The organism is Pseudomonas sp. CHM02, from assembly GCF_000612585.1.
GTDB lineage: Bacteria > Pseudomonadota > Gammaproteobacteria > Pseudomonadales > Pseudomonadaceae > Aquipseudomonas.
This window is the reverse complement of record NZ_JFCA01000091.1, coordinates 1-9,489: the sequence shown is the minus strand read 5'-3', so window position 1 is coordinate 9,489 and position 9,489 is coordinate 1. Positions and strand designations below refer to the sequence as shown.

Here is a 9,489-nt window from a genome sequence, read left to right as displayed (position 1 = left end):
AGCGGCCCTAAAATCCAACAGCTAGTCTTGTCTGAAGAAACTCGGTGACTTTGTTGGGGCGGCTTCGCCACCCAGCGCGGGGCAAGCCCGCTCACCACAAAAGCCCGCCTGCCACAGCAAACCAGTTTAGTCAGTCAACCTTCTCGAACTTCAGATCCCACACCCCATGCCCCAACCGCTCACCGCGACGCTCGAACTTGGTGATCGGACGCTCGGCCGGGCGTGGCACGCATTTGCCGTCTTCAGCCAGGTTGCGGTAGCCGGGGGCGACGTTCATCACTTCCAGCATGTATTCCGCATACGGTTCCCAGTCGGTAGCCATGTGCAGGACGCCGCCCACTTTCAGCTTGCTGCGCACCAGTTCCGCGAAGGAAGCCTGGACGATGCGGCGCTTGTGGTGACGGGCTTTGTGCCATGGATCAGGGAAGAACAGCATCAGGCGGTCGAGGCTGTTGTCGGCGATGCAGCGGTTGAGCACTTCGATCGCGTCGCAGTCGTACACGCGCAGGTTGGTCAGCCCTTGGGTCAACACGCCGTTGAGCAGCGCACCAACACCCGGGCGGTGCACTTCCACGCCAATGAAGTCCTGGTCCGGCGCGGCGGCGGCCATTTCCAGCAGGGAGTGGCCCATGCCGAAACCGATTTCCAGGGAGCGCGGGGCCGAACGGCCGAACACCTGGTCGTAATCCACCGGCGCATCGGCCAATGGCAGCACGAACAGCGGCGTACCTTGCTCCAGGCCCTTTTGCTGGCCTTCGGTCATGCGACCGGCGCGCATCACAAAACTCTTGATACGGCGGTGCTTGGACTCGTCGCCTGCTTCCAGGGTGTTCGGCGTTTCGTTTGATTCAGTCATCAATGGCTCTTACTTGATCAGACCATCCAGCGGCGAGGAGGCGCTGGCGTAGAGTTTTTTCGGCATGCGACCGGCGAGGTAGGCCAGGCGGCCCGCGACGATGGCGTGGTTCATGGCTTCGGCCATCATGATCGGCTGCTGGGCGTGGGCGATGGCGGAGTTCATCAGCACCGCGTCGCAGCCCAGCTCCATGGCGATGGTCGCGTCGGAGGCGGTGCCCACGCCCGCATCCACCAGCACCGGGATCTTGGCTTCTTCGAGGATGATCTGCAGGTTGTACGGGTTGCAGATGCCCAGGCCGGAACCGATCAGGCCAGCCAGCGGCATCACGGCGATGCAGCCGATTTCCGCCAGTTGGCGCGCGATGATCGGGTCATCGCTGGTGTAGACCATCACGTCGAAACCTTCCTTGACCAGGGTTTCGGCGGCCTTGAGGGTTTCGATCACGTTGGGGAACAGGGTTTTCTGGTCGGCCAGCACTTCCAGCTTCACCAGGTTATGGCCGTCGAGCAGCTCACGCGCCAGGCGGCAGGTGCGCACGGCTTCGATGGCGTCGTAACACCCGGCGGTGTTCGGCAGGAAGGTGTAGCGATCCGGCGACAGCACTTCGAGCAGGTTCGGTTCGCCTTCGATCTGGCCAAGGTTGGTGCGGCGCACGGCGAAGGTGACGATCTCGGCGCCCGAGGCTTCGATGGCCTGGCGGGTTTCTTCCATGTCGCGGTACTTGCCGGTGCCGACCAGCAGACGGGACTGGTAGGTACGACCGGCCAGGACGAAGGGCTTGTCGTTACGAACGATGCTCATGGGAAATCCTCGAAATGGGGTGAGGTTCTGCAGAATTCAGGAAACTGCGCGATCAGCCGCCGCCAATGGCGTGGACGACTTCGACCTGGTCACCGTCGGTGAGCGCAGTCTCGGCGTGCTGGCTACGCGGGACGATATCCAGGTTGAGCTCCACTGCGACGCGACGCCCGGTCAGGTCCAGACGGGTCAGCAGGGCCGCAACGGTTTCACCGTCGGGCAGTTCAAAGGATTCGCCGTTCAACTGAATGCGCATGCCACGGGCCGCCATCGTTTTTAGGGGTCGGCATTCTAGCGCGATTGGAACCTGAAGGTCAGCTCCAAGCGTCAAGCGGTCAGCTGCAAGCGCCACGCCGCCAGGCCCAGGAAGAACCAGCCGAGCAGGAAGGCCAGGCCGCCAAACGGCGTGATGATCCCGAGCTTGCTGATGCCGGTCATGGTCAGCACATACAGGCTGCCGGAGAACAACAGGATACCGACGGCAAAAGATACGCCTGCCCACGTGACCAAACGCCCCGGCAGGTGCGCCGCCAGCAGCGCCACGCCAAACAGCGCCAGGGTGTGCACCAGTTGGTAGGTCACGCCGGTATGGAAGATCGCCAGGTAGTCGGCGCTCAGGCGGTTTTTCAGGCCGTGGGCGGCGAAGGCGCCGAGGGCAACGCCGGTAAAGCCAAAAAAGGCAGCCAGCATCAGAAAGCTACGCAGCATGAGGAACTCCAGTCAGACTCAAAGGGCCGGGTCTGTATAATGGCCCGCTCAACGGGTTCGGCCAAGCCATCTCTATGCTGCGTCTCCTCTTCAAACGCTTTCTCAACGTCGTGAAATGGTTTGCCATCGGCAGTGTGCTGCTGGTGCTGCTGTTTCGTGTCGTCCCGCCACCCTTTACCGCGCTGATGGTGGAGCGCAAGGTCGAATCCTGGTTCGACGGCGAGCCCATTGACCTGCAACGTAGCTGGGTGCCGTGGGACGAGATCTCCGATGACCTCAAAGTGGCGGTGATGGCCGGTGAAGACCAGCGTTTCCCGCAGCATTGGGGCTTTGACTTCGGCGCGATCCAGGCCGCCATCCTGCACAACGAGCGCGGTGGCTCGATTCGCGGCGCCAGTACGTTGAGCCAGCAGGTGTCGAAGAACCTGTTCCTGTGGGCCGGTCGCAGTTATTTGCGCAAAGGCCTGGAAGCCTGGTTTACCGGGTTGATCGAGGTGTTGTGGCCCAAGCAGCGGATTCTTGAGGTGTATCTCAACAGTGTTGAGTGGGATGAAGGGGTATTTGGCGCGGAAGCGGCGGCGCGGCATCACTTTGGGGTCAGTGCCAAGGCACTGTCCCGCCAGCAGGCCAGTTATCTGGCGGCGGTGCTGCCCAACCCTCGGGTGTGGAGTGCCAGCCATCCGACGGCATATGTGGCACGGCGTGCGGCGTGGATTCGCCAGCAGATGAGCCAGTTGGGTGGGGATGGCTATTTGGTGGAATTGAACAATTCGCGCAAAGCACCCTGGTCCGACTGACACCCCACAAATCTGGCTGACACCCACCCGCTGTAGGAGCCGGCTTGCCGGCGATCGCGGTCTGTCAGGTCGTTCATTTTCAGCTGATATACCGCTATCGCTGGCAAGCCAGCTCGTACAGGGGCTCGCGTGAGGTCAGAAACAAAAATGCCCCAATCTCTCGATCGGGGCATTTTTTTGTCTTTTCGCAACCTATTAAGCGGCGATCGACAACTTCAGCTTGTTCATCGCGCTCTTCTCGAGCTGACGGATTCGCTCGGCCGACACGTTGTACTTCTGCGCCAGGTCGTGCAGCGTGGCTTTTTCTTCTGCCAGCCAGCGCTGGTAGAGGATGTCACGGCTGCGGTCGTCCAGCACTTCCAGCGCTTCGTGCAGGTTGTGGTTGGAGTTGTCGCTCCAGTCGGCGTCTTCCAGTTGACGCGCCGGGTCGTACCGGTGGTCTTCCAGGTAGTTGGCCGGCGATTGGAAGGCGCTGTCGTCGTCCGCTTCGGCGGCCGGGTCGAAGGCCATGTCATGGCCGGTCAGGCGGCTTTCCATCTCGCGCACTTCACGGGGTTCCACGCCCAGGCTTTCGGCCACGCGGTGGACTTCCTCGTTGTTCAGCCACGCCAAGCGTTTTTTCTGGCTGCGCAGGTTGAAGAACAACTTGCGCTGGGCCTTGGTGGTCGCGACTTTCACAATGCGCCAGTTGCGCAGGATGAATTCGTGGATTTCCGCCTTGATCCAGTGCACGGCAAACGACACCAGCCGCACGCCCATTTCGGGGTTGAAGCGCTTTACAGCCTTCATCAGGCCGACGTTGCCTTCCTGGATCAGGTCAGCCTGGGCCAGGCCGTAGCCGCTATAGCTACGGGCGATATGTACGACAAAACGCAGGTGGGCGAGCACCATCTGCCGAGCCGCCCCCAAATCCTGCTCATAGTAGAGACTCTCGGCCAGTTCACGCTCCTGCTCGGGCGTCAGCAATGGAATGCTGTTTACCGTGTGCACATAGGCATCCAGGTTCGCACCCGGGACCAAGGCATAAGCAGGTTGCAAAGAAGTGGTCATACGAAAAAACCTCCGACTCACATAACTCGTGCAGTGAAGCACTGCGAAAATTGACCGGGAACCGTAGGACAAGTTCCCTAAACCACCGATACGGTCAATACAAACGAAACCACATTAATCTGACATTAACTACTTCGGTGCCAGCTCACGTAAATGCCGTGCGACCGCAATCCAAGCACCGATATACCCCAACAATACCGCGCCAAGCAAGAGGCTCAGACCATCGGCTACCGGCACACCGGCCAGCGCGAAATCACTGCCGTAGAGTCCGGCCAGCCCGACCACCGCGTCGTTCAGCCAGTCCAGGCCAAATGCCAGCACGCCCCAGGACAAAATCCCGGCACCAAAGCCATAAAGCGCGCCCATGTACAGAAAAGGACGACGCACATAGCTGTCCGTGCCGCCGACCAGTTTAATCACTTCTATCTCGGTGCGACGGTTTTCAATATGAAGACGAATGGTATTACCTATCACCAAAAGTAATGCAGACACCAACAGCACCGTCAGGCCGAACACAAACCGGTCGCCGAGCTTCAGGATCGCCGCCAGCCGCTCTACCCAGACCAGATCAAGCTGCGCCTGCTGCACCTTGGGCATCTCTGCGAGTTTTTGTCGCAGGGCTTCCAGTGCCGGCTTGTCGACTTCGTTCGGCGTTACCAGCACCACGCCCGGCAGCGGGTTCTGCGGCAACTCCTTGAGCGCCTCGCCCAGGCCGGACTGTTGCTGGAACTCTTCCAGCGCCTGGTCGCGGCTGATGTACTCGGCATCCGCTACGCCCGGCAGGTTCTTGATGTCATCGCGCAGGGTTTCGCCGTCTTTGGCGCTGGCATCGATGTTCAGGTACAGCGAGATCTGTGCTGCACGCTGCCAGGAACCGCCCAGGCGCTCGACATTATTAAGCAGCAGCGACAGGCCCATCGGCAGGCTCAAGGCCACTGCCATCACCAGGCAGGTGAAAAAGCTGCCGATCGGCTGCTTGCCCAGGCGGCGCAGGCTGTCGAGCAGGCTGGCGCGATGGCTTTCGATCCAGGCACGCAGCAAGGTGCGAAAGTCCGGGCCGTCGTCATCGTGTTCGTGTTTTTTCTTCTGCGGTTGCGGGTCGGCGGGTTTCGGCGCCACGCGCTCGGAGACTTTAGGGCTGCGTGTGGCACTCATACGCCGGCCTCCCCGTCACCGATCAAGCGGCCGCGCTGCAGGGTCAGCATGCGATGGCGCATACGGGCGATCAGTGCCAGGTCGTGACTGGCGATCAGCACGCTGGTACCCAGGCGGTTGATGTCTTCGAACACGCCCATGATCTCGGCCGCCAGGCGGGGGTCGAGGTTACCGGTAGGTTCGTCCGCCAGCAGCAGGGCCGGGCGGTGGACGATGGCGCGGGCAATGCCGACGCGCTGTTGCTGACCGGTGGAGAGGTCGCCAGGGTAGAGATCGGTCTTGTCCGACAGCGCCACGCGCTCCAGGGCCGAATCCACGCGCTTGACGATCTCGGCCTTGGACAGCCCGAGGATCTGCAGCGGCAGCGCAACGTTGTTGAATACGGTTCGATCGAACAGCAACTGGTGATTCTGGAACACCACACCGATCTGGCGGCGCAGGAACGGGATTTGCGCATTGCTGATGGTTGCCAGGTCCTGGCCGGCCAGCAGCAGTTTGCCGGTGGTCGGGCGCTCCATGGCCAGCAGCAGGCGCAGCAACGTACTCTTACCGGCGCCAGAATGACCGGTGACAAACAAGAACTCGCCCCGCCGCACTCGAAAGCTCAGCTCATGCAAGCCGACATGCCCGTTGGCATAGCGTTTACCGACCTGTTCGAATCGAATCATGAACGCTCCCGCTCGGCAAACAGTGCCTGTACAAAGGGTTCGGCTTCAAAAGTGCGCAGGTCATCGATGCCTTCACCGACCCCGATATAACGAATCGGCAACCCGAACTGTTTGGCCAGGGCGAAGATCACACCGCCTTTGGCCGTGCCGTCGAGCTTAGTCAATGCCAGGCCGGTCAGTTGCACCGTCTGGTTGAATTGTTTGGCCTGGCTGATGGCGTTCTGGCCGGTACCGGCGTCCAGCACCAGCAGAACCTCGTGCGGGGCGTCTGCGTCGAGCTTGCCGATCACGCGGCGAACCTTTTTCAGCTCTTCCATCAAATTGTCTTTGGTGTGCAGGCGACCAGCGGTATCGGCGATCAGCACGTCGATGTTGCGGGCCTTGGCGGCCTGCACGGCATCGAAGATCACCGAGGCGGAATCGGCGCCGGTGTGCTGGGCGATGACCGGGATCTTGTTGCGCTCGCCCCAGACCTGCAGTTGTTCAACCGCTGCGGCACGGAAGGTGTCGCCCGCCGCCAGCATGACTTTCTTGCCTTCGGACTGCAGCTTTTTGGCCAGTTTGCCGATGGTGGTGGTCTTGCCGGCGCCATTGACGCCCACCACCAGGATCACGAATGGCTTTTTCGGGGTAATCACCAGCGGCGCTTCCACCGGCTTGAGCATCGCGGCCAGTTCAGCCTGCAAGGACTTGTACAGCGCGTCGGCGTCGGTCAACTGCTTGCGCGCGACCTTCTGGGTGAGGCTCTGGATGATCACGGCGGTGGCTTCGACGCCCACGTCGGCGGTCAGCAGGCGGGTTTCGATGTCTTCCAGCAGTTCGTCATCGATGACTTTCTTGCCCAGGAACAGGCTGGCCATGCCTTCGCCGATACTGGCGCTGGTCTTGCTCAGGCCTTGCTTGAGGCGGGCAAAGAAGCCGGTCTTGCTGGCTTCGGCAGGAACGACAGGCTCGTCGATGACAGCGGGAGCGGCAATCACCGGCTCGACCGCCGCAGGCGCGGGTGCGGGCGCTTCGACAACGAGCGGCAGCGGCTCAATGACCACCGGAATCGGCGGAACCACGTGCTCGGCCTGCACATCTTCAACCAGTGCCACGGGCTCTTCAGCCACCGGCAGTTCAGGCCATGGCTTGTGCTCGGGTTGCGGCTCAGGCTCAACCTCGGCGACCGGCTGCAATACCGGTTCGGCCATCGGCAACACCACCGGCGCAGGAGTTTCGGCGACCGGTTCGGCTTCTACTATAGGCTCGGGGATCGGTTCGGCTTGAACCTGTGGTTGTTCGTCGACGGTTTCCTGCGGCTTTTTGCGCAGCCATCCGAACAGGCCTTTTTTCTCGCCAGCCGCAGCTGGGGTCTTCTTGTCGTCGTTGGAACCAAACATGGAGACGGCTATCTCAAGGTAGCGACGCGCCAAGGGGCGCGTCGGTAAATAAAATTCGATGCGTAACAGACTGTTTTTTAGCCAGCTCGTTCATGCGCAACATTTTGTAAGGCCAAAATAGGGCCTTTACAAGACAGCCATAGTGGCCGTCCCTAGGTCGGATCAGTATCCTAGCACCTCCTCGCCCGCCGACGCTAAGACCAAGCGGGCAGCCCAACAGGTTTAAAAACGAATGAATGCTCTAGCCCGCCGCGCCGCAGGCCTGCTGTTCAGTACAGTTTGTCTGCCTCTTTCAGCTCTTGCTGCCGACCCCCAACCCACCCACGAATTCACCCTGGACAACGGCCTCAAGGTCGTCGTGCGCGAAGATCATCGCGCGCCGGTAGTGGTTTCCCAGGTCTGGTACAAGGTCGGCTCGAGCTATGAAACCCCGGGCCAGACCGGTTTGTCCCACGCTCTGGAGCACATGATGTTCAAGGGCAGCGCCAAGGTCGGCCCCGGCGAAGCCTCGCTGATCCTGCGTGACCTGGGCGCGGAAGAGAACGCCTTCACCAGCGATGACTACACCGCTTATTACCAAGTGCTGGCCCGCGACCGCCTGGGCGTCGCCTTCGAGCTGGAAGCCGACCGCATGGCCAGCCTGCGCCTGCCGGCCGACGAGTTCAGCCGCGAGATCGAAGTGATCAAGGAAGAGCGCCGCCTGCGCACCGACGACAACCCGATGTCCAAGGCCTACGAGCGCTTCAAGGCCATGGCGTTCCCGGCCAGCGGCTACCACACGCCGACCATCGGCTGGATGGCCGACCTGGACCGCATGAAAGTCGAAGAACTGCGCCACTGGTACCAATCCTGGTACGTCCCGAACAACGCCACCCTGGTGGTGGTCGGCGACGTCAGCCCGGACGAGGTGAAGAACCTGGCCCAGCGTTACTTCGGCCCGATCCCCAAGCGCGACGTGCCACCGGCCAAGATCCCGATGGAACTGGCCGAACCCGGCGAGCGCCTGCTGACCATGAAAGTGCAGACCCAACTGCCGAGCGTGATCCTGGGCTTCAACGTGCCGGGCCTGGCCACCGCCGAAGACAAACGTTCGGTACAGGCCCTGCGCCTGATCTCGGCGTTGCTGGACGGCGGCTACAGTGCACGGATCTCCGAGCAGTTGGAGCGCGGTGAAGAGCTGGTGTCTGCCGCCTCCACCAACTACGACGCCTACACCCGTGGCGACACCCTGTTCATGCTGACGGCCACGCCGAACCAGCAGAAGAAAAAGACCGTTGCCCAAGCCGAAGCCGGCCTGTGGCGCCTGCTGGAAGAGCTGAAGGCCAAGCCACCGACCGCCGAAGAGCTGGAACGCATTCGCGCCCAGGTCATTGCCGGCCTGGTCTACCAGCGTGACTCCATCACCAGCCAGGCCACGGCCATTGGCTCCCTGGAGACCGTCGGCCTGTCCTGGAAATTGATGGACACCGAACTGGCCGACCTGCAAAGCGTGACCCCGGAAGACATCCAGAAAGCCGCGCGCACCTATTTCACCCGCGAACGTCTCAGCGTCGCCCATGTCCTGCCCCAGGAGACCGCTCATGAGTGATCGCAAAAGCAGCCGCCTGATCTTCCCCGGCCTGGTCGTCGTCACCCTGATCGCCGCCAGCGCCGTGTACTTCCTGCGCCCGGGCGACTCCGTGGCCAGCCCGGCATTGGAAAAGGCCCAATCGAGCAACACGCTGCAATCCCTGGCGGAGCTGGACGGCAAGGCGCCGACCAACCGCAAGCTCGACGTTCAGACCTGGACCACCGCCGAAGGCGCCAAGGTGCTGTTCGTCGAGGCCCATGAACTGCCGATGTTCGACGTGCGTATCCTGTTCGCCGCCGGCAGCAGCCAGGACGGCAACGTACCGGGCCTGGCACTGATGACCAACGCCATGCTCAACGAAGGCGTGCCGGGCAAGAATGTGAGCCAGATCGCCCGCGACTTCGAAGGCCTGGGCGCGGACTTTGGCAATGGCGCGTACCGCGACATGGCACTGGTGTCCCTGCGCAGCCTCAGCGACAGCGACAAACGCGACGCCGCGCTT

General features: G+C 61.8%; 10 protein-coding genes and 1 pseudogene. 3 read left to right on the top strand and 8 right to left on the bottom strand.

Features of this window, described 5'->3' with window-relative positions:
- Positions 1-130 precede the first annotated feature (130 nt).
- The 4 genes from trmB to BM70_RS0130490 all read right to left on the bottom strand — a co-directional run bounded on the left by trmB (position 131) and on the right by BM70_RS0130490 (position 2,365).
- Positions 131-856, bottom strand: a complete 726-nt coding sequence (gene trmB, locus BM70_RS0130505) for a tRNA (guanosine(46)-N7)-methyltransferase TrmB (protein WP_025859527.1) — start codon at positions 854-856, stop codon at positions 131-133.
- 9 nt (positions 857-865) lie between these two features.
- Positions 866-1,660, bottom strand: coding sequence for a thiazole synthase (locus tag BM70_RS0130500; RefSeq protein WP_025859526.1), 795 nt, complete (start codon positions 1,658-1,660; stop codon positions 866-868).
- A 52-nt stretch (positions 1,661-1,712) separates the two neighbouring features.
- Positions 1,713-1,913: a sulfur carrier protein ThiS gene (gene thiS, locus BM70_RS0130495; protein WP_025859525.1), complete on the bottom strand. Its 201-nt coding sequence runs from the start codon at positions 1,911-1,913 to the stop codon at positions 1,713-1,715.
- A 71-nt stretch (positions 1,914-1,984) separates the two neighbouring features.
- Positions 1,985-2,365: a DUF423 domain-containing protein gene (locus tag BM70_RS0130490; RefSeq protein WP_025859524.1), complete on the bottom strand. Its 381-nt coding sequence runs from the start codon at positions 2,363-2,365 to the stop codon at positions 1,985-1,987.
- Positions 2,366-2,439: 74 nt separating this feature from the next.
- On the opposite strand from BM70_RS0130490, the gene mtgA reads away from it, so the two are divergent.
- Positions 2,440-3,162, top strand: a complete 723-nt coding sequence (gene mtgA, locus BM70_RS0130485; RefSeq protein WP_025859523.1) for a monofunctional biosynthetic peptidoglycan transglycosylase — start codon at positions 2,440-2,442, stop codon at positions 3,160-3,162.
- A gap of 195 nt (positions 3,163-3,357) precedes the next feature.
- Here mtgA and rpoH read toward each other — a convergent pair whose 3' ends face one another.
- The 4 genes from rpoH to ftsY all read right to left on the bottom strand — a co-directional run bounded on the left by rpoH (position 3,358) and on the right by ftsY (position 7,417).
- On the bottom strand, positions 3,358-4,212 hold the full coding sequence (gene rpoH, locus BM70_RS0130480; RefSeq protein ID WP_025859522.1) for an RNA polymerase sigma factor RpoH: 855 nt from the start codon (positions 4,210-4,212) through the stop codon (positions 3,358-3,360).
- 129 nt (positions 4,213-4,341) lie between these two features.
- Complete coding sequence (ftsX, locus tag BM70_RS0130475; RefSeq protein ID WP_025859521.1) at positions 4,342-5,367, bottom strand: permease-like cell division protein FtsX; 1,026 nt, start codon at positions 5,365-5,367, stop codon at positions 4,342-4,344.
- A complete protein-coding gene (gene ftsE / locus BM70_RS0130470; RefSeq protein ID WP_003234627.1) occupies positions 5,364-6,035 on the bottom strand; it encodes a cell division ATP-binding protein FtsE in 672 nt (223 codons plus the stop codon). The genes ftsX and ftsE overlap by 4 nt, the downstream gene beginning before the upstream one ends.
- Entirely contained in the window at positions 6,032-7,417 is a 1,386-nt protein-coding gene (gene ftsY, locus BM70_RS0130465) for a signal recognition particle-docking protein FtsY (protein ID WP_025859520.1), read from the bottom strand. Before ftsY ends, ftsE begins: the two co-directional genes overlap by 4 nt.
- Positions 7,418-7,649: 232 nt before the next feature.
- Between ftsY and BM70_RS0130460 the strand changes: the two genes are divergently transcribed.
- Positions 7,650-9,005, top strand: coding sequence for a pitrilysin family protein (locus BM70_RS0130460; protein WP_025859519.1), 1,356 nt, complete (start codon positions 7,650-7,652; stop codon positions 9,003-9,005).
- Positions 8,998-9,489 (top strand): annotated as a pseudogene (locus BM70_RS31745) (insulinase family protein); the annotation flags it as partial. The gene BM70_RS0130460 and the pseudogene BM70_RS31745, both read left to right, overlap by 8 nt.